The sequence below is a fragment of the Pseudomonas sp. 300 genome (genome assembly GCF_055803035.1).
The window spans coordinates 906100-930213 of the sequence record NZ_JAVLRV010000001.1; the positions used below are offsets into that span (position 1 = coordinate 906100).

The 24114-nt window shown below is 60.0% G+C and carries 23 protein-coding genes; 14 read left to right on the plus strand and 9 right to left on the minus strand.

Going from position 1 to position 24114, the window contains the following annotated elements; genetic code table 11:
* Positions 1-118 precede the first annotated feature (118 nt).
* The 4 genes from Q7W83_RS04080 (at position 119) to Q7W83_RS04095 (ending at position 4683) form a co-directional block, all read left to right on the plus strand.
* Positions 119-1381 carry an ATP-binding protein gene (locus Q7W83_RS04080; RefSeq protein WP_150633957.1) on the plus strand — a complete coding sequence of 421 codons (1263 nt, stop codon included), beginning with the start codon at positions 119-121 and terminating at the stop codon, positions 1379-1381.
* Complete coding sequence (locus Q7W83_RS04085) at positions 1374-1934, plus strand: response regulator transcription factor (protein ID WP_150633958.1); 561 nt, start codon at positions 1374-1376, stop codon at positions 1932-1934. The genes Q7W83_RS04080 and Q7W83_RS04085 overlap by 8 nt, the downstream gene beginning before the upstream one ends.
* 97 nt (positions 1935-2031) lie before the next feature.
* Positions 2032-3759 (plus strand): ABC transporter ATP-binding protein/permease, encoded by a 1728-nt coding sequence (locus tag Q7W83_RS04090; RefSeq protein ID WP_150654404.1) that lies wholly within the window; start codon positions 2032-2034, stop codon positions 3757-3759.
* A 177-nt stretch (positions 3760-3936) separates the two neighbouring features.
* Positions 3937-4683 (plus strand): FadR/GntR family transcriptional regulator, encoded by a 747-nt coding sequence (locus Q7W83_RS04095; protein WP_473655706.1) that lies wholly within the window; start codon positions 3937-3939, stop codon positions 4681-4683.
* A gap of 16 nt (positions 4684-4699) precedes the next feature.
* Here the strand turns inward: Q7W83_RS04095 and Q7W83_RS04100 are convergent, their stop codons facing one another.
* From Q7W83_RS04100 to Q7W83_RS04110, 3 genes are all read right to left on the minus strand, one after another.
* A complete protein-coding gene (locus Q7W83_RS04100) occupies positions 4700-4846 on the minus strand; it encodes a hypothetical protein (protein ID WP_473655707.1) in 147 nt (48 codons plus the stop codon).
* Positions 4847-5142: 296 nt separating this feature from the next.
* A complete protein-coding gene (locus Q7W83_RS04105) occupies positions 5143-5337 on the minus strand; it encodes a hypothetical protein (protein ID WP_473655708.1) in 195 nt (64 codons plus the stop codon).
* A 14-nt stretch (positions 5338-5351) separates the two neighbouring features.
* Positions 5352-6668: a phospholipase gene (locus Q7W83_RS04110; protein ID WP_473655709.1), complete on the minus strand. Its 1317-nt coding sequence runs from the start codon at positions 6666-6668 to the stop codon at positions 5352-5354.
* A 237-nt stretch (positions 6669-6905) separates the two neighbouring features.
* Here Q7W83_RS04110 and kdgD point away from each other — a divergent pair, with 237 nt between their 5' ends.
* From kdgD to Q7W83_RS04135, 5 genes are all read left to right on the plus strand, one after another.
* On the plus strand, positions 6906-7817 hold the full coding sequence (gene kdgD / locus Q7W83_RS04115) for a 5-dehydro-4-deoxyglucarate dehydratase (protein WP_150633960.1): 912 nt from the start codon (positions 6906-6908) through the stop codon (positions 7815-7817).
* 61 nt (positions 7818-7878) lie between these two features.
* Positions 7879-9324, plus strand: a complete 1446-nt coding sequence (locus tag Q7W83_RS04120; RefSeq protein ID WP_150640013.1) for an aldehyde dehydrogenase family protein — start codon at positions 7879-7881, stop codon at positions 9322-9324.
* A 167-nt stretch (positions 9325-9491) separates the two neighbouring features.
* Positions 9492-10862 (plus strand): MFS transporter, encoded by a 1371-nt coding sequence (locus tag Q7W83_RS04125; protein WP_150640014.1) that lies wholly within the window; start codon positions 9492-9494, stop codon positions 10860-10862.
* An 11-nt stretch (positions 10863-10873) separates the two neighbouring features.
* Complete coding sequence (gene garD / locus Q7W83_RS04130; protein ID WP_018929532.1) at positions 10874-12427, plus strand: galactarate dehydratase; 1554 nt, start codon at positions 10874-10876, stop codon at positions 12425-12427.
* A 190-nt stretch (positions 12428-12617) separates the two neighbouring features.
* A complete protein-coding gene (locus tag Q7W83_RS04135) occupies positions 12618-13559 on the plus strand; it encodes an AEC family transporter (RefSeq protein ID WP_473655710.1) in 942 nt (313 codons plus the stop codon).
* 157 nt (positions 13560-13716) lie between these two features.
* Here Q7W83_RS04135 and Q7W83_RS04140 read toward each other — a convergent pair whose 3' ends face one another.
* The 6 genes from Q7W83_RS04140 to gatC all read right to left on the minus strand — a co-directional run bounded on the left by Q7W83_RS04140 (position 13717) and on the right by gatC (position 18937).
* Positions 13717-14097 (minus strand): carboxymuconolactone decarboxylase family protein, encoded by a 381-nt coding sequence (locus tag Q7W83_RS04140; protein ID WP_150633963.1) that lies wholly within the window; start codon positions 14095-14097, stop codon positions 13717-13719.
* Complete coding sequence (locus tag Q7W83_RS04145) at positions 14094-15155, minus strand: calcium/sodium antiporter (RefSeq protein ID WP_150633964.1); 1062 nt, start codon at positions 15153-15155, stop codon at positions 14094-14096. Before Q7W83_RS04145 ends, Q7W83_RS04140 begins: the two co-directional genes overlap by 4 nt.
* Positions 15156-15205: 50 nt before the next feature.
* Entirely contained in the window at positions 15206-15577 is a 372-nt protein-coding gene (locus tag Q7W83_RS04150; protein WP_150633965.1) for a septal ring lytic transglycosylase RlpA family protein, read from the minus strand.
* A 148-nt stretch (positions 15578-15725) separates the two neighbouring features.
* Positions 15726-17171, minus strand: coding sequence for an Asp-tRNA(Asn)/Glu-tRNA(Gln) amidotransferase subunit GatB (gatB, locus tag Q7W83_RS04155; protein WP_150640117.1), 1446 nt, complete (start codon positions 17169-17171; stop codon positions 15726-15728).
* 10 nt (positions 17172-17181) lie between these two features.
* Complete coding sequence (gene gatA / locus Q7W83_RS04160) at positions 17182-18633, minus strand: Asp-tRNA(Asn)/Glu-tRNA(Gln) amidotransferase subunit GatA (protein ID WP_150633239.1); 1452 nt, start codon at positions 18631-18633, stop codon at positions 17182-17184.
* Positions 18634-18649: 16 nt separating this feature from the next.
* Entirely contained in the window at positions 18650-18937 is a 288-nt protein-coding gene (gene gatC / locus Q7W83_RS04165; RefSeq protein WP_007941222.1) for an Asp-tRNA(Asn)/Glu-tRNA(Gln) amidotransferase subunit GatC, read from the minus strand.
* A 211-nt stretch (positions 18938-19148) separates the two neighbouring features.
* On the opposite strand from gatC, the gene mreB reads away from it, so the two are divergent.
* From mreB to rng, 5 genes are all read left to right on the plus strand, one after another.
* Complete coding sequence (gene mreB / locus Q7W83_RS04170) at positions 19149-20186, plus strand: rod shape-determining protein MreB (protein ID WP_002555108.1); 1038 nt, start codon at positions 19149-19151, stop codon at positions 20184-20186.
* Between the two features lie 140 nt (positions 20187-20326).
* On the plus strand, positions 20327-21460 hold the full coding sequence (gene mreC, locus Q7W83_RS04175; RefSeq protein WP_473655794.1) for a rod shape-determining protein MreC: 1134 nt from the start codon (positions 20327-20329) through the stop codon (positions 21458-21460).
* Positions 21460-21951 (plus strand): rod shape-determining protein MreD, encoded by a 492-nt coding sequence (gene mreD, locus Q7W83_RS04180; RefSeq protein WP_150633241.1) that lies wholly within the window; start codon positions 21460-21462, stop codon positions 21949-21951. The genes mreC and mreD overlap by 1 nt, the downstream gene beginning before the upstream one ends.
* Positions 21952-21995: 44 nt before the next feature.
* The gene (locus Q7W83_RS04185; RefSeq protein WP_150633242.1) at positions 21996-22592 is read left to right on the plus strand and encodes a Maf family protein; all 597 of its coding nucleotides are present in this window, start codon (positions 21996-21998) and stop codon (positions 22590-22592) included.
* 57 nt (positions 22593-22649) lie between these two features.
* Positions 22650-24107, plus strand: coding sequence for a ribonuclease G (rng, locus tag Q7W83_RS04190; protein ID WP_010463355.1), 1458 nt, complete (start codon positions 22650-22652; stop codon positions 24105-24107).
* Positions 24108-24114 lie beyond the last annotated feature (7 nt).

Sequence of the window (24114 nt, forward strand, 5' to 3'; positions counted from 1 at the left end):
GCCTTATAGACGCAGCTGGTTTTTCTGCCATGTGGCCGTTTGCCGCACTTTTGCCTGTCAGCCCCCGTGCTTGGTTATACTCCGTGCGATCCGCCTGGAGCGCTCATCAGGAGAGCTCATGCTCGCCCCCGTTCAAATCACTTCTGCAACCCGCCAGAATCTCTGGCGGCTGACGTTCATTCGCACCTTGGTGCTGGCCGCTCAGGCCGGTTCGGTGGGCCTGGCTTACTGGCTCGACTTGCTGCCGCTGCCCTGGTTTCAACTGGCCGCGACCCTCGGTTGCTCGATGTTGCTGTGCGCGTTCACGGCGATTCGCTTGCGCACCTCATGGCCCGTCACCGAACTCGAATACGCCGTGCAACTGGCCTGCGACCTGTTTATCCACAGCGCCTTGCTGTATTTCTCCGGCGGTTCGACCAACCCCTTTGTCTCTTATTACCTGGTGCCGCTGACCATCGCCGCCGTGACACTGCCGTGGCGTTATTCAGTGATTCTGTCGGGCATCGCGCTGACGATGTACACCTTGCTCCTGGCGGGTTTCTATCCGTTGCAAACCTTCCCGATTGCCCGGGAAAACCTGCAGGTCTACGGGATGTGGCTGAGCTTTGCCCTCGCGGCGGCGGTGATCACCTTCTTTGCCGCGCGCATGGCCGAAGAGCTGCGCCGGCAGGAAGAGCTGCGCGCTATCCGTCGCGAAGAAGGCCTGCGTGATCAGCAATTGCTGGCCGTCGCGACCGAGGCCGCCGGTGCCGCCCATGAACTGGGTACGCCGCTGGCGACCATGAGCGTGCTGCTCAAGGAAATGCGTCAGGACCACCACGACCCGATGTTGCAGGACGACCTCAGTGTGCTGCAGGATCAGGTCAAACTCTGCAAAGAAACCTTGCAGCAGCTGGTTCGGGCGGCCGAAGCCAATCGCCGCTTGGCGGTAGAAATGCAGGACGTCACCGACTGGCTCGACGAAGCGCTGAACCGCTGGCACCTGATGCGTCCGGAAGCCAGTTACCGCTTCCAGCGCCTGGGCCAGGGCACCGTGCCGCGCATGGCGCCGCCACCGGACCTGACCCAGGCGCTGCTGAATTTGCTCAACAACGCCGCCGATGCGTGCCCCGAAGGGCTGCAAGTGTCGCTGGACTGGAATGCCGAGGACTTGACCATCAGCATTCGCGACCACGGCGCCGGTGTGCCGCTGGCCATTGCCGAACAGATCGGTAAACCGTTTTTTACCACCAAGGGCAAAGGTTTCGGCCTGGGCCTGTTTTTGAGCAAGGCCAGCGTGACACGCGCCGGCGGCTCAGTGAAACTCTACAGTCATGAGGAAGGCGGCACGCTCACCGAGCTGCGCCTGCCCCGTGTCGCCCGAGGAGACGAACATGAGTGAAGAGATCCAAGTCGAAGGCGAAGAACTGCCGCATTTGCTGCTGGTAGATGACGACGCCACGTTCACCCGCGTGATGGCGCGTGCCATGGCCCGCCGCGGTTTTCGCGTCAGCACCGCCGGTTCCGCCGAAGAAGGCCTGACCATCGCCCAGGCCGATATCCCGCATTACGCCGCGCTGGACCTGAAAATGGACGGCGATTCGGGCCTGGTGTTGTTGCCTAAACTGCTCGAACTCGATCCGGACATGCGCGTGGTGATCCTCACCGGTTACTCGAGCATTGCCACCGCCGTCGAGGCGATCAAGCGCGGTGCCTGCAACTACCTGTGCAAACCGGCGGATGCCGACGACGTCCTCGCCGCGCTGCTCTCCGAGCACGCCGACCTCGACACCCTGGTGCCGGAAAACCCGATGTCGGTGGACCGCTTGCAGTGGGAACACATTCAGCGCGTGTTGACCGAACACGAAGGCAACATCTCCGCCACCGCCCGCGCCCTGGGCATGCACCGGCGCACGCTGCAGCGCAAACTGCAAAAGCGTCCCGTTCGTCGCTGAACCTGCGCTGAACGAATGCCGGCCGTGCCTCGCGACAAACCGAGCCGATCCTCTATGATCGGTTCGTGTGTGTTCTTTTCTTTATCGAGCCTTTTCCATGAATCAGAACGCTGAATATTCCGCGGTCAACGACGCGGTGCGCGGGCAGTTTTTTCGCAAAGTCTGGGCGATGATCACGCCTTACTGGCGCAGTGAAGAGAAGGTCAAAGCCTGGACGCTGCTGATCGCGGTGATTGCGTTGTCACTGATCAGCGTGGGCATCTCGGTGTGGTTCAACACCTGGTACAAGGATTTTTACAATGCGCTGCAGCAAAAAGACGAAGCGGCGTTCTGGCGGCTGATTCTTTATTTCTGCGGGATTGCGGCGGTGGCGATTGTCGGTGCCGTGTACCGGCTCTATCTGACGCAGATGCTGACCATTCGCTGGCGTGCCTGGCTCACCGAAAAGCATTTCGCCCGTTGGCTCGGCAACAAGAATTACTACCAGCTGGAACAGGGTGGATACACCGATAACCCGGACCAGCGGATTTCCGAAGACCTTAACAACTTCACCTCGAATACCCTGGAACTGGGCATTGGTTTGCTGCGCAACATTGTCAGCCTGGTGTCGTTCTCGATCATTCTGTGGGGTGTTTCGGGCAGCATTGAAGTGTTCGGTTTTACCATTCCCGGCTATATGTTCTGGTGTGTGCTGGTGTATGCCGTGATCGGCAGCTGGCTGACCCATTTGATCGGTCGGCGCTTGATCGGCCTCAACAACCGACAACAACGCTTCGAAGCTGACCTGCGTTTCTCCATGGTCCGGATTCGCGAGAATGCCGAAAGCATCGCGTTGTACAACGGCGAGCCCAATGAAAACCGTCGCTTGAGTGACCGCTTCGGGCTGGTCTGGCATAACTTCTGGGACATCATGAAGGTGTCCAAGCGTCTGACGTTCTTTACCGCAGGTTACCAACAGGCCGCCATCATCTTTCCGTTCATGGTCGCCGCGCCACGTTACTTCGCGGGCAAGATCGAACTGGGCGAGCTGATGCAAATCAGTTCGGCGTTCGGCAATGTGCAGGAGAGTTTCAGCTGGTTTATCAGTGCGTACCAGAACCTTGCGTCGTGGCGCGCCACTTGTGATCGTCTGCTGAGTTTCCGTCAGGCCATGACCGACAATGAAGAACGTGCGCCAGCCATTGACGTGCAGAATCAAGGTGATGCATTGAAGGTGCATAACCTGGACCTCGACCTCGCGGATGGTCGTCACCTGCTGACCAAAGCCGACATGACCGTGGAGGAGGGCGAGCGCGTAATGCTCAGCGGCCGTTCCGGCAGCGGCAAGTCCACGTTACTGCGGGCGATGGGGCATTTGTGGCCGGCGGGCCACGGCAGCATTCGTCTGCCGGCGGCGCGCTATCTGTTCCTGCCGCAAAAGCCTTATTTGCCGATTGGCACGCTGCGCGAGGCGTTGAGTTATCCACAGCCTGGCGAGACCTATCCGCACGAGCGTTACGTCCATGTGTTGGAAACCTGCCGTTTGCCGCACCTGGTTTCGCGTCTGGATGAAGCGAATCACTGGCAGCGCATGCTCTCACCGGGTGAGCAGCAACGTCTGGCCTTTGCCCGTGCGCTGCTTTATGCACCGCAATGGCTGTACATGGATGAGGCGACCTCGGCGATGGATGAAGAGGATGAGGCGTCCTTGTATCAGGCGCTGATCGATGAGATTCCGGGGCTGAGCATCCTCAGCGTCGGGCATCGCAGCAGCCTGAAACGCTTCCACCCGCGGCACGTGCGCATCGACAACGGTCATTTGGTGGACCAAGCCGTAACCGTATAACCACCACCTAACCTGTGGGAGCGGGCTTGCCCGCGATGGCCTCGACGCGGTTCACCCACTGAACCGCGTTATCGTTCATCGCGGGCAGCCACGCTCCTGCAGGGGGCGATGGTGATCGTACAACGGCGTTAAGCTATGATGCGGTTTAAGCCGAACTTTTCGAGACAGACGTTCACCATGGAAAACCCGATCGACGCACCACGCCTCCCTCGCAAGCGCCGCAGCCTCGCACAGGAACTGGTGACGGTGCTGTCCGAGCAGATTCGCGATGGTCACCTCAAGCGCGGCGACAAATTGCCCACCGAGTCGGCGATCATGGATGCCCATGGCGTCAGCCGCACGGTAGTGCGCGAGGCGATTTCCCGTTTGCAGGCAGCCGGGCAGGTGGAAACCCGTCACGGCATCGGCACCTTCGTGCTCGACACGCCGAGCCCGAGCGGTTTCCGTATCGATCCGGCCACCGTGGTGACGCTGCGTGATGTGCTGGCGATTCTGGAACTGCGCATCAGCCTCGAGGTGGAATCCGCCGGCCTCGCCGCACAACGCCGCAGCCCTGAACAGTTGGCGTTGATGCGCACCGCGCTGGACGCCTTGAATGAAAGCGCGGCACACGCCAGCGATGCCGTGGCCTCGGACTTTCAGTTCCACCTGCAAATCGCGCTGTCGACCGGCAACCGTTATTTCACCGACATCATGACCCACCTGGGCACCAGCATCATTCCGCGGACCCGCCTGAACTCGGCGCGCCTGGCCCATGATGACCAGCAACACTACATGAGCCGTCTGAGCCGTGAGCACGAAGAGATTTACGATGCGATTGCGCGCCAGGATTCCGATGCGGCGCGGGCGGCGATGCGTTTGCATCTGACGAATAGCCGGGAGCGGTTGCGTCATGCTCATGAAGAGGCAGAAGCGCAGCGCTGATTGCGGTTTTCAGATATCACGCCGGGTCCGTTTCGTAGTCGACGTACTCGACCGTGTTATCAATCAACACTTTGAATTTTTTGCGGGTGATTACCCAATCCTTTCCGGGAATCATTTCAAATTCGACGAAATCTCCGACGTTCACATGGAGGTCGAACTCCATGGGCATCTCCAGAGCGGCATAATTGGTTCTGGCCGGAAATGTAAATCGGTGTTTTATTTTCATGGACGTTCACCTGAGCAGTAATTGAGTAACCGATTTAGCGTCTTCCAGCGATTACTCAAAACTGTAAGAAATACCAGTTCCGATGAACGGCCATTCTCCAATCTTTAGCAATTGCGGTGTCTCGCCGAATGCCATCGCGAGCAGGCTCGCTCCCACAGGGGATCTACTGTGAACACACGATCAAATGTGGGAGCTAGCCTGCTGGCGATAGGGCCGTCAGCCTTGATGCTAAATTAACAGGCTGAGCGCAGGATCGAACGATCCACCCTCACCGCCAATCCAGCCACCCCAGCCTTGGCATCAAATGCCACATACCCATGTTCATCCACCACCGCCCGAGCAATCGGCACTCCCTTGGCCAACAACTCCAACGGCGCCCCCTTCAGCGATTGCCCCGAGGCCAGTTCCAGTTTCAATTTGATAGTCATCATCGATCTCCTTATCAGGCAACGTTGCCAGTGGGTTTGTAATCCTTGAGCAGCAAATAAGTGCTCCAGCCCCACCAGTCATCCACGGTGGCGGTGTCGTTCAGGTTGTTGACGTCCTTGCGTCGCAGCACCTTGTTGCCCTCGACCCGGAACAGTGGCGAGAAGTTGGTCGCCAGGTTCAGTACGGCTTGCAGATCAGGCAGCTTTTTCAAGGCGCCGAAATTGGCGGCCGACGGGGCGATTCCACTGAGATACGCAGCGAACACTTCATCCGCAGACACCTGAACCGCCTGATTCACCTGGGCGCGATTGGCGCTGTCGATCGCGTCGAAGTAGCGCTTGTCCCCATACGCACGCCATTGATCGCCATTGCCATTGCGCACGTTGAGGCCGAACTTGCTGTCTTCGTCGTGCATGAAACGCGTGATCAACGAACCCAGATCGCTCGGTGTAACCACCGCTGCCAATTGTTTGCGCGGCACTCGCAGGTGGCCGGCGGAAAACAGGTCGGTCAGGTAGTGATCGGCAAAAGCGTTCATCGCATAGGCCAGTTCCAGCTGCTTTTCATCGCCGCTGGCGTGGGCCCGCACCGCTTGTTGCACCGCGGCGGTGTGCCCGGCGATATAGGCCGGCAGCGCCCATTCGGCGAAGTGATCGGCATTGTTGGCGGCCAGTTTCAGATAACGTCCCAGCGGGAACAACGCCGAGACGAAACTGCCGCCGCCGGTGATCTTGTTCCACTCTTCCGACAACGTATCACCGAGGGCGTCATAAGCCTCGTGAGGTTGTTTACCGTCCTTGATCGCCTGCTTGATCGCGGCGATTTCCTTTTGCATGACACCGAGGATCAGCTTGGCCTCAGCGTTAGAAGCAGGCAGCACCGCCAGCGAGTTAAAGGCGTTGGAAAAGCGCTGGATTCGGTCGGCGACCGTCGCGCCTTCGCTGATCGGTTGATCGGGAATTCCATAGAAATCACCCCCCAACGCAACGACCTGGCCGTAGGTCAGTGCCAGCCCATTGGGCAAATGCAACTCCACCTGCGCAGCCGGGATAGCCGGTGCGTCCTTGACGAAACGCAGCAGTGTGCTGTCGCCGATGGCGGTGTGTTCACCACCCTCGAACCTCAGCTGTGGCTTGCCTTTCAGGGCATTTCCAGAGGCTGTGGACAGAGGTGTGGGAAGGGGAGTCGCAGAGCTGTGATGATCAGCAATCTGCAAGATGACATGTTGGTTTCCCCCGATGAGAGGAATGCCATGCTCGGTAAAAAGATCATCCAGGTCGGCAATGACCTGTTTTGGTTTTTCCTTCGGCTGTGCGTATAGACCTGACATTTCTATCTCCTTGATATGTCGTCGGTACGATCAAAAAATGACTGTATGCATATACAGTCATCTGGATCATAGGTGAGAAATTTCCTACGTCAAGAAAATACCTTTCCGACTCGAATTCTGCGGTTGGCGATGAAATGCAGTTGACGGTTATTATTTAAGTTGTACGATGACCTACAACTTCGGCGCAGGCTGAACGATTTCCTCACACACAAACGTGCTACCCAGGGTGTTCGAATAATGAATCCACAAGAACTGAAGTCCATCCTCTCTTCCGGTCTGTTGTCTTTCCCGGTTACCGATTTCAATGCTCAGGGCGACTTCAATCGCGCGGGCTACATCAAGCGTCTCGAATGGCTGGCCCCATACGGCGCCTCGGCTCTGTTCGCCGCAGGCGGCACCGGTGAGTTCTTCTCTCTGGCGGCCAGCGAATATTCGGAAATCATCAAGACGGCCGTCGACACCTGCGAAACCAGCGTGCCGATTCTGGCCGGTGTGGGCGGTTCGACCCGTCAAGCCATCGAATACGCACAGGAAGCCGAGCGTCTGGGCGCCAAAGGCCTGTTGCTGCTGCCGCACTACCTGACCGAAGCCAGCCAGGACGGCGTTGCCGCCCACGTTGAAGCCGTGTGCAAATCGGTGAAGATCGGCGTGGTGGTTTACAACCGCAACGTCTGCCGCCTGACCGCGCCGTTGCTGGAGCGTCTGGCCGAGCGCTGCCCGAACCTGATCGGCTACAAGGATGGCCTGGGCGATATCGAATTGATGGTGTCTATCCGTCGTCGCCTCGGCGATCGCTTCAGCTACCTGGGCGGTTTGCCGACCGCCGAAGTTTACGCAGCGGCCTACAAGGCACTGGGCGTACCGGTTTACTCCTCGGCGGTGTTCAACTTCATCCCGAAAACCGCGATGGATTTCTACCACGCCATCGCCCGTGAAGATCACGCCACCGTCGGCAAGATCATCGACGACTTCTTCCTGCCGTACCTGGACATCCGTAACCGCAAAGCCGGTTACGCGGTGAGCATCGTCAAGGCGGGTGCGAAAATTGCCGGCTATGACGCAGGTCCTGTGCGTGCGCCGCTGACCGATCTGCTGCCGGAAGAGTACGAAGCTCTGGCCGCGCTGATCGACAAGCAAGGTGCGCAGTAACACACCCGATTAAACAAGGCCGCTGAGCAATCAGCGGCCTTTTGCGTGAGGAGATTCCCAAGTGGCAGATGCAAAGCGTTTTGATAACTACATCAACGGTGAATGGGTGGCGGGCAGTGAATATTGCGCCAACGTCAACCCGTCCGAACTGACCGACACCATCGGTGAATACGCCAAGGCTGATCTGGCCCAGGTCCACGCCGCCATCGACGCTGCTCGCGCTGCGTTCCCGGCATGGTCCACTTCGGGCATTCAGGCACGTCACGACTCGCTGGATAAAGTCGGTACTGAAATCCTCGCTCGCCGCGAAGAGCTCGGCACTTTGCTCGCCCGTGAAGAAGGCAAGACCTTGCCTGAAGCCATCGGCGAAGTGACTCGCGCCGGTAACATCTTCAAGTTCTTCGCCGGTGAAACCCTGCGCCTGTCTGGTGACTACTTGCCGTCGGTACGTCCGGGCGTCAACGTCGAAGTGACCCGCGAAGCCTTGGGTGTGGTTGGCCTGATCACCCCGTGGAACTTCCCGATCGCCATCCCTGCGTGGAAAATCGCCCCGGCCCTGGCCTATGGCAACTGCGTCGTGCTGAAACCGGCGGATCTGGTGCCGGGTTGCGCCTGGGCGCTGGCCGAAATCATCTCCCGCGCAGGCTTCCCGGCGGGCGTGTTCAACCTGGTGATGGGCAGCGGTCGTGTAGTTGGCGATGCGCTGGTGCAGAGCCCGAAAGTCGATGGCATCAGCTTCACCGGTTCCGTCGGTGTCGGTCGTCAGATCGCGGTCAGCTGCGTCTCGCGCCAGGCCAAGGTTCAGCTGGAAATGGGCGGCAAGAACCCGCAGATCATTCTCGACGACGCCGACCTCAAGCAAGCGGTCGAGTTGTCGGTACAGAGCGCGTTCTACTCCACTGGCCAGCGTTGCACCGCTTCGAGCCGCTTCATCGTCACTGCCGGGATTCACGACAAATTCGTTGAAGCCATGGCCGAGCGCATGAAGTCGATCAAGGTCGGCCACGCGCTGAAAACCGGTACCGACATCGGTCCGGTGGTTTCGCAAGCTCAGCTTGAACAGGACATGAAGTACATCGACATCGGCCAGTCCGAAGGTGCGCGTCTGGTCAGCGGCGGTGGTTTGGTAACGTGCGACACCGAAGGCTACTACCTCGCGCCAACGCTGTTTGCCGACAGCGAAGCCGCGATGCGCATCAGCCGCGAAGAGATCTTCGGCCCGGTGGCCAACATCGTTCGCGTGGCGGATTACGACGCGGCACTGGCCATGGCCAACGACACCGAATTCGGTCTGTCGGCGGGCATCGCCACCACATCGCTGAAGTACGCCAACCACTTCAAACGCCACTCCCAGGCCGGGATGGTGATGGTCAACCTGCCGACGGCGGGCGTGGATTACCACGTTCCATTCGGTGGGCGCAAAGGTTCATCCTATGGATCGCGCGAGCAGGGTCGCTATGCGCAAGAGTTCTACACGGTCGTAAAAACCTCCTACATCGGTTCCTGATTCACCGCCGTACCTGTGGGAGCTGGCTTGCCAGCGATAGCATCACCGCGAAGTGACTGACACTGCGCGGTGCCTGCATCGCGGGCAAGCCCGGCTCCCACAGGAAGTCAGCGCCTACAAAACATCGTTATTACCCGCATAAAAATAATCAGTGGGAGTACATCTACATGCAATCGACCCAAAAGCCGACTCACGTCCGCTATTTGATCCTGCTCATGCTGTTTCTGGTGACCACGATCAATTACGCCGACCGGGCGACCATCGCCATCGCCGGCTCCAGCCTGCAAAAAGACCTCGGCATCGACGCGGTCACCCTCGGTTATATCTTCTCTGCATTCGGTTGGGCCTACGTGGCCGGGCAAATTCCCGGTGGCTGGCTGCTGGACCGTTTTGGTTCGAAAAAAATCTATGCGCTGAGCATCTTCACCTGGTCGCTGTTCACCGTGCTGCAGGGCTATGTCGGCGAGTTCGGCATGTCCACGGCAGTGGTTGCGCTGTTCATGCTGCGCTTCCTGGTGGGCCTGGCCGAAGCGCCATCCTTCCCCGGTAATGCACGCATCGTCGCGGCCTGGTTTCCGACCGCTGAACGTGGCACCGCTTCGGCGATCTTCAACTCGGCGCAATACTTTGCCACTGTATTGTTCGCGCCGCTGATGGGCTGGATCGTCTACAGCTTCGGCTGGCAGCACGTGTTCATCGTCATGGGCGTGATCGGCATCATCTTCTCGGGCATCTGGCTCAAGGTTATCCACAGCCCACGCCAGCACCCGATGATCAACGACGCCGAGTTCAAGCACATTGCCGACAACGGCGGCATGGTCGACATGGACCAGGACAAAGGCAAAGGCAAGAAGGTCGACGGTCCGAAGTGGGACTACATCCGCCAGTTGCTGACCAACCGCATGATGCTCGGCGTGTACCTCGGCCAATACTGCATCAACGGCATCACCTACTTCTTCCTGACCTGGTTCCCGGTGTACCTGGTGCAAGAACGCGGCATGACCATCCTCAAGGCCGGTTTCATTGCCTCGTTGCCGGCGATCTGCGGCTTCATTGGTGGTGTGCTCGGCGGGGTGATTTCCGACTACCTGCTGCGCAAAGGCCATTCCCTGACCTTTGCCCGCAAGGCGCCGATCATCGCCGGTTTGCTGGTCTCCAGCAGCATCGTGGCCTGCAACTATGTGGATGTTGAATGGATGGTCGTGGGCTTCATGGCCCTGGCATTCTTCGGCAAAGGCGTGGGTGCGCTGGGTTGGGCGGTGGTGTCCGACACCTCGCCGAAACAGATCGCCGGGCTCAGCGGTGGCCTGTTCAACACCTTCGGTAACATTGCGTCGATCACCACGCCGATTGTCATCGGCTACATCATCAGCTCCACCGGCTCGTTCAAATGGGCGCTGGTGTTTGTCGGTTGCAACGCACTGGTTGCAGTGTTCAGCTACCTGGTGATCGTCGGTCCGATCAAACGTGTGGTGCTCAAAGAGCCACCGGTCAACGGCCCTGAAACAAACAACAAATTGTCACAAGCGCATTCCTGAGGAGCGGCGTCATGCAGTTGATTGAACATTCCGACTCGCCGCGCTACATCCGCCTGCACGAGCGGGACAACGTCGTGATCGTGGTCAATGACCAAGGCGTCCCGGCAGGCACCGAGTTTCCCGATGGCCTGGTGACGGTGGACTTCGTGCCGCAGAGCCACAAAGTCACCCTTGAGGACATTCCCGAGGGCGGCCAGGTGATTCGTTACGGCCAGACCATTGGCTACGCGTTGCAGCCGATTCCGCGCGGCAGTTGGGTCAAGGAAGATCAACTGCGCATGCCCACCGCGCCACCGCTGGACAGCTTGCCGCTGTCCACCGAAGTGCCGGCCGCGCAGGCACCGCTGGAAGGTTTTACGTTCGAGGGTTATCGCAATGCCGACGGCACTGTCGGCACGCGCAACATTCTCGGGATCACCACGACGGTGCAGTGCGTTACTGGCGTTCTGGATCATGCGGTCAAACGCATCAAGGACGAGTTGCTGCCCAAGTATCCGAACGTCGATGACGTGGTCGCGCTGACTCACAGCTACGGCTGCGGCGTGGCGATCACCGCCACCGACGCGTACATCCCGATTCGCACCGTGCGCAATCTGGCGCGCAACCCGAACCTGGGCGGCGAAGCGCTGGTGATCAGTCTGGGCTGCGAGAAATTGCAGGCTGGGCAGGTGATGCACGAGAACGACAGCTCGGTGGATTTGAGCGAGCCGTGGTTGTATCGCTTGCAGGATTCGAGTCACGGTTTCACCGAGATGATCGAGCAGATCATGGCGCTGGCCGAGACCCGTTTGAAGAAGCTCGACCAACGTCGCCGGGAAACCGTGCCGGCGTCCGAGTTGATCCTTGGCATGCAGTGCGGCGGCAGCGATGCGTTCTCCGGCATCACCGCCAACCCGGCGCTGGGTTACGCCTCTGACCTGTTGCTGCGCGCTGGCGCGACCGTGATGTTTTCCGAAGTCACCGAAGTGCGCGACGCGATTTACCTGCTGACTTCCCGCGCCGAAACCGAGGAAGTGGCTCAGGAGCTGGTACGGGAAATGGACTGGTACGACCGATACCTGGCCAAGGGCGAAGCGGATCGCAGCGCCAATACCACGCCGGGTAACAAGAAGGGCGGGTTGTCGAACATTGTCGAGAAGTCCCTCGGGTCGATCGTCAAATCCGGCAGCAGCGCGATCAACGGCGTGCTGGGCCCTGGCGAACGTTTCAAGCGCAAGGGGCTGATTTTCTGCGCGACCCCGGCCAGTGATTTTGTCTGCGGGACGCTGCAGTTGGCGGCCGGGATGAACCTGCATGTGTTCACCACCGGTCGCGGTACGCCGTATGGTTTGGCGATGGCGCCGGTGGTGAAGGTATCGACCCGGACCGAACTGGCGCAGCGCTGGCCTGACCTGATCGACATCGATGCCGGGCGGATCGCGACCGGGCGCGCTTCGATCGAGGACCTTGGCTGGGAGTTGTTTCACTACTACCTGGATGTCGCCAGCGGCAAGAAGCAGACGTGGGCGGAGCAGCATAAGCTGCATAACGACATCACGTTGTTCAACCCGGCGCCGATCACCTGAGACCGCGTTATCGTTCATCGCCAGCAGGCTGGCTCCCACAGTGATCTTCGGTGTTCACACAGTTTGTGCAACAAAGAAGATCTCCTGTGGGAGCGAGACCGGCTTGCCGGCGATGGCGATCTACCAGACGCCAACGTCCTCGGTGGCTTATCATTAGCCAACTAACGACACCCTCAAGGTTCTCCCCGGCATGCTGGCAATTTTCCTCGAAACCCTGAACATCACCGCGCCGGTGTTTGCCATGCTGTTTCTGGGTGTGCTGCTCAAGCGCATCGACTGGATCAACGACAACTTCATCCACACCGCGTCGGCCCTGGTGTTCAACGTCACCATGCCGGCGTTGCTGTTTCTGGGCATCCTGCATGCCGACCTGCACGCCGCACTGCAACCGGCGCTGCTGATCTATTTCTCGATTGCGACGCTGGTGTGTTTCGCCATCGCCTGGGGCTGGGCGATCTGGAAGTGTCCGCGTGAAGACCGCGGGATTTACACCCAGGGCGCCTTTCGCGGCAACAATGGCGTCATTGGTCTCGCATTGGCGGCAAGCATGTACGGCGATTACGGGATTTCCCTCGGGGCGATTCTCGCGGCGCTGGTGATTCTGTTTTACAACACGCTTTCGACCATTGTGCTGGCGGTCTACAGCCCGGTGATCAAGTCCGACCCGTGGAGCATCTGCAAAAGCGTGATGATCAACCCATTGATCATCAGCGTGTTTGCGGCGGCGCCGTTTGCGTATTTCAAGATCGGTTTGCCGGGCTGGCTGGAGACGTCCGGCCAGTATTTGGCGCAAACCACGTTGCCGTTGGCGTTGATCTGCATCGGCGGCACGCTGTCGCTGGCGGCCATGCGCAAGAGCGGCAATATTGCGCTCAGCTCCAGCCTGGTAAAGATGATCGGCCTGCCGGTGCTGGCGACGCTGGGCGCTTGGCTATGGGGCTTTCGCGGGGCGGAGTTGGGGATTCTGTTCCTGTACTTCGGCAGCCCGACCGCCGCGGCCAGTTTTGTCATGGCGCGTCAGGCCAACGGTAATCATGAACTCGCGGCAGCGATCATTGTGATCACCACGTTGATGGCGGCGGTGACCACCAACATCGGGATCTTCCTGCTGCAGTGGGGCGGGTGGATCTAGCTTCACGATTTTCAGTGATCCTAAGGGCCTCATCGCGGGCAAGCCCGCTCCCACAGTGATCTTCAGTGTTCACACAATTAGTGCAGCAAAGAAGATCCCCTGTGGGAGCGGGCTTGCCCGCGATAGCGATTTCAATGTCACTGCAAAAGCCAGACTGTTACTCGGGCTTCTGATAGCTATCGATCACTTCCTGCGCCGCCCGAAACGCATCGATCGCCGCCGGCACGCCCGCATACACCGCGCAATGCAGCAGTGCCTCGCGAATCTCTTCCACCGTGCAGCCGTTGTTCAGCGCGCCGCGCACGTGACCTTTCAACTCTTGCGGGCACTTCAGCGCGGTCAGCGCGGCAAGGGTGATCAGGCTGCGGGTTTTCAGTGGCAACCCTGCGCGATTCCACACACTGCCCCAGGCGTGTTCGTTGACGAAATCCTGCAGCGGCTGGGTGAACTCGGTGGCATTGCCCAAGGCGCGATCGACGAAAGCGTCGCCCATCACTTGGCGGCGGACTTCAACGCCGGGTTTTTTATGGTCGGTCATGGCAATTCCTTCTTGTGGTGTTGGCGACGCCAGGCGCGTAGCGACGTGAACAGCAAGAACGCCACAAGCGTCGGCAGGACGAAAAACAGCATCAGGTGTTCAAGCTTGCCGGCCAGCGGCATGCCGGTGGTGAATGACACCACGTGCAGACCGTAAGCCAGGTACAAGCCCAAAAACAGCAGACCTTCGGCGCGGGTCACCCGGTAGCCGGAATAGAACACCGGCAGGCACAGCGCCGCGACGCCGAGCATCACCGGCAAATCGAAATCCAGCGCGTTGGGCGAGACCGACAACGGCGATGGCGCGATCAGAGCAGTGACGCCCAGTACGCCCAACAGGTTGAACAGGTTGCTGCCGATCACGTTGCCGACGGCGATGTCGCGCTGACCCCGCAATGCCGCAATTAATGAGGTCGCCAGTTCCGGCAACGAAGTGCTGACGGCGACGATGGTCAGGCCGATGATCCGCTCCGACAGCCCCAGGTCCGTAGCGACCGACACCGCCGCGCCCAACAGCAAATGCCCGGCGTAGATCAGCATCGCCAGGCCGGCGACGATCATCAGCAGACTGCTGACCCACGGCACTTGGGGGCCTTCGTGGAGTGGCGATTGCGGGCGGACCGAGTGCCGCGACTGGCGCAGCAACAAGCCCAGATACAGCACCAGCGCCGCCAACAGCATCACGCCGTCGGCCCGGGTCAGTTCTTCATTCCACGCCAGAACGAACACCAGCAGGCTGGCGCCGATCATCAGCGGAATGTCCAGGCGCACCAGTTGCCGCGAGACCCGCAGCGGGATGATCAGCGCCGAGAGCCCGAGGGTGACGAGAATGTTGAAGATGCTGCTGCCGATCACGCTGCCGACGGCGATGTCGGCGTTCTGCGCCAGCGTGGCTTGCAGGCTGACGGCCATTTGCGGGGCGCTGCTGCCGAGGGCGACGATGGTCAGGCCGATGATCAGCGGTCGGACATGCAGGCGCGCGGCCAGGCGCACGGCGGCGCGCACCATCAGCTCGGCACCGGCGATCAGTAGAACCAGGCCGCTGAGCAGTTCAATCATGCTGAGCAGGGGGATGTCGGCAAGTCCGAAAATGGTCGGGGCTCCGTCAGTCAGTCGAGGGCTTGCACGCGAACCCGTGCGGTGCCGCTTTTAAGCATGCCCAGTTGCTCGGCGGCTTCATGAGACAAGTCGATCAGACGTCCGCGAGTATGCGGCCCGCGATCATTGATGCGGACGACGCAGGACTTGTCGTTTTTCAGATTAGTGACCTTCACCCGTGTACCAAAAGGTAGTTGGCGGTGGGCGGCGGTCAGGGAATTCTTGTCGAAACGCTCACCACTGGCGGTGCGTTTGCCTTGGTGTCTGGCGCCGTAATAGGACGCCACGCCTGTCTGGTCGTAGCCGTGTGGATCGACGACATCGGTGCTGGCGCAACCGGCGAGCAGAGAGAGCAGGGCGCAGGCACCCAATAGACGCTTCATTCAAGGTCTCCCGAAAACAAATGTGGGAGCCATCCTGCTGGCGATCGCGGAGTATCAGACACGGGTATGTTGAATGTCAGACCGCAATCGCCAGCAGGCTGGCTCCCACAAGGGGTGGAGCCAGATTTGACGGCTGGCTCCATTCTCATCAGCCTTCGAGCTTGCTTTTCAGCAGTTCGTTGACTTGTTGCGGGTTGGCCTTGCCTTTGGAGGCTTTCATGGCCTGACCGACGAAGAAGCCGAACATCTTGCCGCGTTTGGCTTCGTCTGCCGCGCGGTATTGCTCGACCTGCTCGGCGTTGGCCGCAAGCATTTCGTCCAGCACCGCCGAGATCGCGCCGCTGTCGGTCACTTGCTTCAGACCGCGCTTGTCGATGATCTCGTCTGCGCTGCCTTCACCGTTGGCCATCGCTTCAAACACCACTTTGGCGATCTTGCCGGAGATGGTGTTGTCCTTGATGCGCAACAGCATGCCGCCCAGCTGCTCGGCCGAAACCGGCGATTGATCGATGTCCAGGCCTTGTTTGTTCAACAGGCTGCCCAGTTCAACCATGACCCAGTTGGCCGCCAGTTTGGCGTCGCCGCCGATGCTCGCGACTTTCTCGAAGTAATCGGCTTGCTCGCGGCTGGTGGCCAGGACGCTGGCGTCGTAGACCGACAGACCGAACTGCTCCTGGAAGCGCTCGCGTTTCTGCGGTGGCAATTCCGGCAGCGTGGCGCGCACGTCGTCGAGGAACGAGTTCTCGATGACCACCGGCAGCAGGTCCGGATCGGGGAAGTAACGGTAGTCGTTGGCTTCCTCTTTGCTGCGCATCGGACGGGTTTCGTCCTTGTTCGGATCGTACAGGCGGGTCTGCTGGATCACCTTGCCGCCGTCTTCGATCAGCTCGATCTGACGCTGCACTTCGGTGTTGATCGCCTTCTCGATGAAGCGGAACGAGTTGACGTTCTTGATCTCGCAGCGCGTGCCGAACTCAGCCTGACCTTTCGGGCGGATCGACACGTTGCAGTCGCAGCGCAGCGAACCTTCGGCCATGTTGCCGTCGCAGATGCCCAGATAGCGCACCAGCGCGTGGACGGCCTTGACGTAAGCCACGGCTTCCTTGGCGCTGCGCATGTCCGGCTCGGAAACGATTTCCAGCAGCGGCGTGCCGGCGCGGTTCAGGTCGATGCCGGTGGCGCCGTTGAATTCTTCGTGCAGGCTTTTACCGGCATCTTCTTCCAGGTGCGCGCGGGTGATGCCGACACGTTTGACCGTGCCGTCTTCCAGCGCGATGTCCAGGTGGCCCTTGCCGACGATCGGCAATTCCATCTGGCTGATCTGGTAGCCCTTGGGCAGGTCCGGGTAGAAATAGTTTTTACGGGCGAACACGTTGTGCTGGCCGATCTCGGCATCGATAGCGAGGCCGAACATCACTGCCATGCGCACCGCTTCCTGGTTCAGCACCGGCAGTACGCCAGGCATGCCGAGGTCAACCAGGCTGGCCTGGGTGTTCGGCTCGGAACCGAATGTGGTGGAACTACCGGAAAAGATTTTCGACCGGGTGGTGAGCTGGGTATGAATCTCCAGCCCGATCACGACTTCCCATTGCATGTGTTTCTCCTCAGAAGCCGGTTGGGGTGCGGGTGTGCCAGTCAGTGTTCAACTGGTACTGGTGCGCAACGTTGAGCAAGCGGCCTTCCTGGAAATACGGGGCGAGCAATTGCACGCCGACCGGCAGACCATCGACGAAACCGGCAGGCATGGACAGGCCCGGCAGACCGGCGAGGTTGGCGGTGATGGTGTAGACGTCTTCCAGGTACGCAGCGACCGGGTCGCTGTTCTTGGCGCCGAGCTTCCAGGCCGGGTTCGGCGTGGTTGGGCCGAGGATGATGTCGACCTCGTTGAAGGCGGCCATGAAGTCGTTCTTGATCAAGCGACGAATCTTCTGCGCCTTCAGGTAATAGGCGTCGTAGTAACCGGCGGACAGCGCGTAGGCGCCGACCATGATCCGGCGCTGCACTTCCGCACCGAAACCTTCGCCACGGGAACGCTTGTACAGGTCTTCGAGGTTTTTCGGGTCTTCACAGCGATGGCCGAAACGCACGCCGTCGAAACGCGACAGGTTGGAAGAGGCTTCTGCCGGGGCGATCACGTAGTACGCAGGAATCGCGTGCTGCATGTTCGGCAGGCTGATTTCCTTGATCACGGCGCCGAGCTTTTTCAGCTCTTCGACACTGGCCATGACCAGGTCGGCGATACGCGGGTCCAGGCCTGCGCTGAAGTATTCCTTCGGCACGCCGATGCGCAGACCTTGTAGCGAGCCGTTGAGGCTGGCGCTGTAATCCGGCACGGGTTCGTCGATGCTGGTGGAATCCTGCGGATCGAAACCGGCCATGCCTTGCAGCAGGATCGCGCAGTCTTCGGCCGTGCGGGCCAACGGGCCGCCCTGATCGAGGCTGGAGGCGTAGGCGATCATGCCCCAGCGCGAAACGCGACCGTACGTCGGTTTCAGGCCGGTGAGGTTGGTCAGTGCAGCGGGCTGACGGATCGAGCCGCCGGTGTCGGTGCCGGTAGCCGCCGGCAACAGGCGCGCCGCGACCGCCGCAGCGGAACCGCCGGACGAACCACCCGGAACGTATTCCAGGTTCCACGGGTTTTTCACCGGGCCGTAGTAGCTCGACTCGTTGGCCGACCCCATGGCGAATTCGTCCATGTTGGTCTTGCCCAGGGTCACCGCGCCGGCAGCTGCCAGTTTGGCAACCACGGTGGCGTCGTACGGTGCTTTAAAGTTGTCGAGCATCTTCGAGCCGCAGCTGGTGCGGATGCCTTGGGTGCAGAACAAGTCTTTGTGGGCGATCGGCGCGCCGAGCAGGGCGCCGCTCTCACCGTTGGCCCGGCGTGCGTCAGCGGCTTTCGCCTGCTGGAGCGCCAGGTCTTCGGTGAGGCTGATGAAGCTGTTGAGCTGAGGATCGAGCTGGGCGATGCGCGCCAGCAGGACTTTGGTCAGCTCTTCGGAAGAAAACTTTTTATCGGCGAGACCGCGGGCGATCTCGGCCAGAGTCAATTGATGCATTGCAGGCTCTTTCCCTTTAGTCGATGACTTTCGGAACCAGGTACAGGCCGTTTTCGACCGCTGGTGCGATGGACTGATACGCCTCGCGATGATTGGTCTCGGTCACGACGTCTGCACGCAGGCGCTGGCTGGCTTCCAGTGGGTGGGCCAGCGGCTCGATACCGTCGGTATTGACCGCCTGCATTTCGTCGACCAGCCCCAGAATGCTGTTCAGGGCCGAAGTAATATGTGGAAGATCGGCATCATCGAGGCCAAGGCAGGCCAGATGAGCGATTTTTTCCACGTCGGAGCGTTCAAGCGCCATTGCGATTCTCCAGTGGAAAACAGAACGGACGGCGTCCGTGTGTTAGATTGTCGGAACACTACCGCATTTCTACGGTCATAAGGCCGCGATTGTGGGGGTTGGTGCACAGAAAAGCGGCCAATTTAACATATTGGCGCCTTGCCCAAAATCCCTGTCGTTGTTAGAGTTTGCCGCACTTTTTTACCCACGCGTTGCCTAGGGTCCCTTTCCCATGTTCAAGAAACTGCGTGGCATGTTTTCCAGCGATCTTTCCATTGACCTGGGCACTGCCAACACCCTTATTTACGTGCGCGAGCGCGGAATCGTCCTGAATGAGCCATCGGTTGTGGCTATTCGGACACACGGTAACCAGAAAAGTGTCGTTGCTGTCGGCACCGAGGCCAAGCGCATGCTCGGCCGTACGCCGGGCAACATCGCGGCCATTCGTCCGATGAAGGACGGCGTGATTGCCGACTTCAGCGTCTGCGAAAAGATGCTGCAATACTTTATCAACAAGGTTCACGAAAACAGCTTCCTGCAGCCTAGCCCTCGTGTGCTGATCTGCGTTCCATGCAAATCCACTCAGGTTGAGCGTCGTGCCATCCGTGAATCGGCCCTTGGTGCCGGTGCGCGTGAAGTGTTTCTGATCGAAGAGCCGATGGCAGCTGCGATCGGTGCCGGCCTGCCGGTTGAAGAAGCACGCGGTTCGATGGTGGTCGATATCGGTGGCGGTACCACTGAAATCGCGCTGATCTCCCTGAACGGTGTGGTTTACGCCGAATCCGTACGGGTGGGTGGCGACCGCTTCGATGAAGCGATCATCACCTACGTACGTCGCAACTACGGCAGCCTGATCGGCGAATCCACCGCCGAGCGCATCAAGCAGGAAATCGGTACAGCCTACCCGGGCGGCGAAGTTCGCGAAGTCGACGTTCGTGGCCGTAACCTGGCTGAAGGCGTTCCACGCGCATTCACCCTGAACTCCAATGAAGTGCTGGAAGCTCTGCAAGAGTCGCTGGCCACTATCGTTCAGGCCGTGAAAAGTGCACTGGAGCAATCGCCGCCGGAGCTGGCTTCCGATATCGCCGAGCGTGGCCTGGTACTGACCGGTGGTGGCGCCTTGCTGCGTGACCTCGACAAGTTGCTGGCCCAGGAAACCGGTCTGCCGGTGATCGTTGCCGAAGACCCGCTGACCTGCGTTGCTCGCGGCGGTGGCCGTGCATTGGAAATGATGGATAAACACACCATGGATCTGCTGTCCAGCGAGTAAGTCGCCGGATCGCTTCTATGCTGTTGAGCGCGCAGGCGGCACTTTGCAGTGCTGCCTGTTTGCGTTTACCTTCTGTCAGTCTGTATCCAGGCCGGTCTGCCGTATGAATAAACAAAACATTTGCCTGGGAGGAGCGGCTTATTAAACCGCTTTTCACCAAAGGGCCTTCACTGGGCGTGCGCTTGTTGGTGCTGGTCGTGCTATCGGTCGCGCTGATGGTGGTCGATGCCCGCTTCACACTGCTCAAGCCAGTGCGTAGCCAGATGTCGCTAGTGTTGATGCAGTCTTACTGGATCACCGACCTGCCGCAGCGGCTATGGCAAGGTGTGGCCAGCCAGTTTGGCAGCCGTACCGAGCTGGTCGCCGAAAACGAAAAACTCAAGACCGAAAACCTGCTGCTGCAGGGGCGCATGCAAAAGCTTGCCGCCCTCACCGAGCAGAACGTTCGGCTGCGCGAGTTGCTTAATTCCTCCGCACTGGTCAACGAGAAGGTCGAAGTGGCCGAGTTGATCGGCATGGACCCTAATCCCTTCACCCATCGCATCATCATCAATAAAGGTGAGCGTGACGGTGTGGTGCTCGGTCAGCCGGTGCTCGATGCCCGCGGCCTGATGGGCCAGGTGGTCGAGTTGATGCCGTACACCTCCCGTGTGCTGTTGCTCACCGACACCACCCACAGCATCCCGGTGCAGGTGAACCGTAACGGTCTGCGAGCCATTGCCAGCGGCACCGGCAATCCGGAACGCCTGGAACTGCGTCACGTGGCCGACACGGCGGATATCAAGGAAGGCGATCTGCTGGTCAGCTCCGGTCTCGGCCAGCGATTCCCGGCGGGTTACCCGGTGGCGACGGTCAAGGAAGTGATTCACGATTCCGGCCAGCCGTTCGCCATTGTCCGCGCCGTACCGACCGCTGCATTGAACCGTAGCCGATACCTGTTGCTGGTGTTCAGCGACACCCGTACGCCGGAAGAGCGCGCAAACGACGCCGCCCAAGCCCAGGAAAGCCTCGATGCGCAAGGCGGTGGGCCAATCATTCCTGCCACCGTGCCGAAACCTGCTGCCGTGATTGCACCTGCCGTTGCAGCCCCTGCCGCTCCAGCGACTGCACCTGCCGCTACGACCCCGGCCAAACCTGCTGCCGCACACCCTGCCGCCGCCAAGCCGCCCGCGACTGCACCTGCCGCCAAACCACCGGCGACGCAGCCCGCTGTCGTGAAGCCTGCTACCAAACCGCCTGTCTCTGCACCGGCTACCACTGGGGGAAGAGAATAATGGCCGGTGCTACCGCCTCCCGAAACGACTGGATGGTCTGGCTGACATTCGCCATCGGCATGTTGCTCAGCGTTTCGCCGCTGCCGCAGTTCATGGAAATCCTCCGTCCGCTCTGGCTCGCCTTGCTGCTCGCGTTCTGGGCGTTGGCATTGCCGCAGAAAGTCGGGATGGTCACTGCGTGGTGCCTGGGCCTGGCTGAAGATGTGCTCTACGGCACGTTGCTGGGCCAGAACGCGCTGATCCTGACGCTAATCACCTTCCTGGTGCTGTCGCTGCAACAGCGGCTGCGGATGTTCCCGATGTGGCAACAGAGCCTGGTGATCCTGGTGATCTTCGGCCTCGCACAGCTTGTTCAACTCTGGCTCAGCGCCTTGACCGGCAACCGTCAGCCCACGTTGGCGCTGGTCTTGCCGGCACTGGTCAGCGCGCTGCTCTGGCCGTGGATCAGCTTCGGTTTGCGTGGTCTGCGTCGACGCTACAAAATCAATTAAATCGGTCAGGCATTTGCCCATAACCTCGACAGGGAGATGTCTTGATGAAACCGCTTTATCTCGCCTCCGGCTCTCCGCGTCGGCGTGAACTGCTCACGCAGATCGGCGTGCCGTTCTCCGCCATCAGCGCGGACATCGACGAAACCCCTTTGAATCATGAATCGCCGTCGGCCTATGTCGAGCGCCTCGCGCGCGGCAAGGCTGAAGCCGGACGCGGCACGGTCGTGTCCGACGCAGCATTCTGCGTGCTGGGCGCCGATACCGCCGTGGTGCTCAACGGGAAAATTCTTGGCAAACCGGTGGACGAAGCCGACGCGTGCGCCATGCTTATGATGTTGGCAGGGCAAGAGCATGAAGTGCTGACCGCCATTGCCGTGCTTGACGGTGAGCGTTGCGAATCGCGTGTTGTACGCAGCCTGGTGCGTTTTCGCCCCATCGGCCGCGATGAAGCGGCGGCCTACTGGGCCAGCGGTGAACCGCAGGACAAGGCCGGCGGCTATGGCATTCAAGGACTGGGCGCGGTGTTTGTCGCCGGTCTCGATGGCAGCTACTCGGCGGTGGTCGGACTGCCGCTGTGCGAAACCGCTGAGCTGCTTGGCCATTTCGGCATACCCTGTTGGCAAACCCTTAACGCGCGCTGAGCGTCGTACTGACAAGATGCGGCCATTATCGTGAACATGCCTGAACGAGACCCTGCCATGAGTGAAGAGATCCTGATCAACATCACGCCGATGGAATCGCGCGTGGCGGTGGTTGAAAACGGTGTCCTGCAAGAGGTCCACGTCGAGCGTACGCAAAAGCGCGGGATCGTCGGAAACATCTATAAAGGCAAAGTCGTGCGGGTGTTGCCCGGCATGCAGGCGGCGTTCGTCGACATCGGTCTGGACCGCGCCGCGTTCATTCATGCCTCGGAAATTTCCCTGCGCGAAGGCCCGGCGGTCGAAAGCATCAGCGCGCTGGTCCATGAAGGCCAAAGCCTGGTAGTGCAAGTCACCAAGGACCCGATCGGTTCCAAAGGTGCGCGCCTGACCACACAACTTTCAATTCCTTCGCGTTACCTGGTGTACATGCCGCGTACTGCGCATGTCGGCATTTCGCTGAAGATCGAAGACGAAGCCGAGCGCGAGCGTCTCAAGCAAGTGGTTACCGATTGCGTGGCCAAAGAAGGCATCAAGGAAGCGGGTGGTTTTATCCTGCGTACCGCCGCCGAAGGCGCCGGGGCCGATGAAATCCTCATGGACATCCGTTACCTGCGCCGGCTCTGGGATCAGATCAACGAGCAGATCAAAACCATCGGCGCGCCGAGTGTCATCTACGAAGACCTCGGCCTGGCACTGCGCACCTTGCGCGACCTGGTCAGCCCGAAAATCGAGAAGATCCGCATCGACTCCCGGGAAACCTTCCAGAAAACCACGCAGTTCGTTGCCGAACTGATGCCGGAAATCGCGGATCGCCTGGAGCATTATCCGGGCGAGCGGCCGATCTTCGACCTGTACGGCGTCGAAGACGAAATCCAGAAAGCCCTTGAGCGCAAAGTGCCGCTGAAGTCTGGCGGTTACCTGGTGGTGGACCCGGCGGAAGCCATGAGCACCATCGATGTCAATACCGGGGCGTTCGTCGGTCATCGCAATCTCGAAGAAACCATCTTCAAGACCAACCTCGAAGCCGCGACCGCCATCGCTCGCCAGCTGCGCCTGCGCAACCTGGGCGGGATCATCATCATCGACTTCATCGACATGGAAGACGAAGAGCACCAGCGCCAGGTGCTGCGCACCCTGGAGAAACAACTGGAGCGCGACCACGCCAAGACCAACATCATCGGCATCACCGAGTTGGGCCTGGTGCAGATGACCCGCAAGCGCACCCGCGAAAGTCTCGAACAGGTGCTGTGCGAACCGTGCAGCAGTTGCCAGGGGCGCGGCAAGCTCAAGACGCCGGAAACGGTCTGCTACGAAATTTTCCGCGAAATCCTCCGTGAGGCTCGCGCCTATCAAGCGGAAGGCTATCGTGTATTGGCGAACCAGAAAGTCGTCGACCGTTTGCTCGATGAAGAATCGGGCAACGTCGCCGAACTCGAAGGTTTTATCGGACGCACCATTCGGTTCCAGGTGGAAACCATGTATTCCCAGGAACAATACGACGTGGTGCTGCTCTGAATCGCTG

Coding starts and splice junctions, on each gene's coding strand:
- Q7W83_RS04125 (WP_150640014.1), top strand. CDS start 9,492: ATGCAATCGACCCAAAAGCCGACTCACGTCCGCTATTTGATCCTGCTC.
- Q7W83_RS04080 (WP_150633957.1), top strand. CDS start 119: ATGCTCGCCCCCGTTCAAATCACTTCTGCAACCCGCCAGAATCTCTGG.
- mreD (WP_150633241.1), top strand. CDS start 21,460: ATGGCCGGTGCTACCGCCTCCCGAAACGACTGGATGGTCTGGCTGACA.
- Q7W83_RS04090 (WP_150654404.1), top strand. CDS start 2,032: ATGAATCAGAACGCTGAATATTCCGCGGTCAACGACGCGGTGCGCGGG.
- Q7W83_RS04110 (WP_473655709.1), bottom strand. CDS start 6,668: ATGTCAGGTCTATACGCACAGCCGAAGGAAAAACCAAAACAGGTCATT.
- Q7W83_RS04185 (WP_150633242.1), top strand. CDS start 21,996: ATGAAACCGCTTTATCTCGCCTCCGGCTCTCCGCGTCGGCGTGAACTG.
- Q7W83_RS04100 (WP_473655707.1), bottom strand. CDS start 4,846: ATGGAGTTCGACCTCCATGTGAACGTCGGAGATTTCGTCGAATTTGAA.
- Q7W83_RS04140 (WP_150633963.1), bottom strand. CDS start 14,097: ATGACCGACCATAAAAAACCCGGCGTTGAAGTCCGCCGCCAAGTGATG.
- mreB (WP_002555108.1), top strand. CDS start 19,149: ATGTTCAAGAAACTGCGTGGCATGTTTTCCAGCGATCTTTCCATTGAC.
- gatA (WP_150633239.1), bottom strand. CDS start 18,633: ATGCATCAATTGACTCTGGCCGAGATCGCCCGCGGTCTCGCCGATAAA.
- gatC (WP_007941222.1), bottom strand. CDS start 18,937: ATGGCGCTTGAACGCTCCGACGTGGAAAAAATCGCTCATCTGGCCTGC.
- Q7W83_RS04150 (WP_150633965.1), bottom strand. CDS start 15,577: ATGAAGCGTCTATTGGGTGCCTGCGCCCTGCTCTCTCTGCTCGCCGGT.
- gatB (WP_150640117.1), bottom strand. CDS start 17,171: ATGCAATGGGAAGTCGTGATCGGGCTGGAGATTCATACCCAGCTCACC.
- Q7W83_RS04105 (WP_473655708.1), bottom strand. CDS start 5,337: ATGACTATCAAATTGAAACTGGAACTGGCCTCGGGGCAATCGCTGAAG.
- Q7W83_RS04095 (WP_473655706.1), top strand. CDS start 3,937: ATGGAAAACCCGATCGACGCACCACGCCTCCCTCGCAAGCGCCGCAGC.
- rng (WP_010463355.1), top strand. CDS start 22,650: ATGAGTGAAGAGATCCTGATCAACATCACGCCGATGGAATCGCGCGTG.
- Q7W83_RS04135 (WP_473655710.1), top strand. CDS start 12,618: ATGCTGGCAATTTTCCTCGAAACCCTGAACATCACCGCGCCGGTGTTT.
- Q7W83_RS04145 (WP_150633964.1), bottom strand. CDS start 15,155: ATGATTGAACTGCTCAGCGGCCTGGTTCTACTGATCGCCGGTGCCGAG.
- Q7W83_RS04085 (WP_150633958.1), top strand. CDS start 1,374: ATGAGTGAAGAGATCCAAGTCGAAGGCGAAGAACTGCCGCATTTGCTG.
- kdgD (WP_150633960.1), top strand. CDS start 6,906: ATGAATCCACAAGAACTGAAGTCCATCCTCTCTTCCGGTCTGTTGTCT.
- garD (WP_018929532.1), top strand. CDS start 10,874: ATGCAGTTGATTGAACATTCCGACTCGCCGCGCTACATCCGCCTGCAC.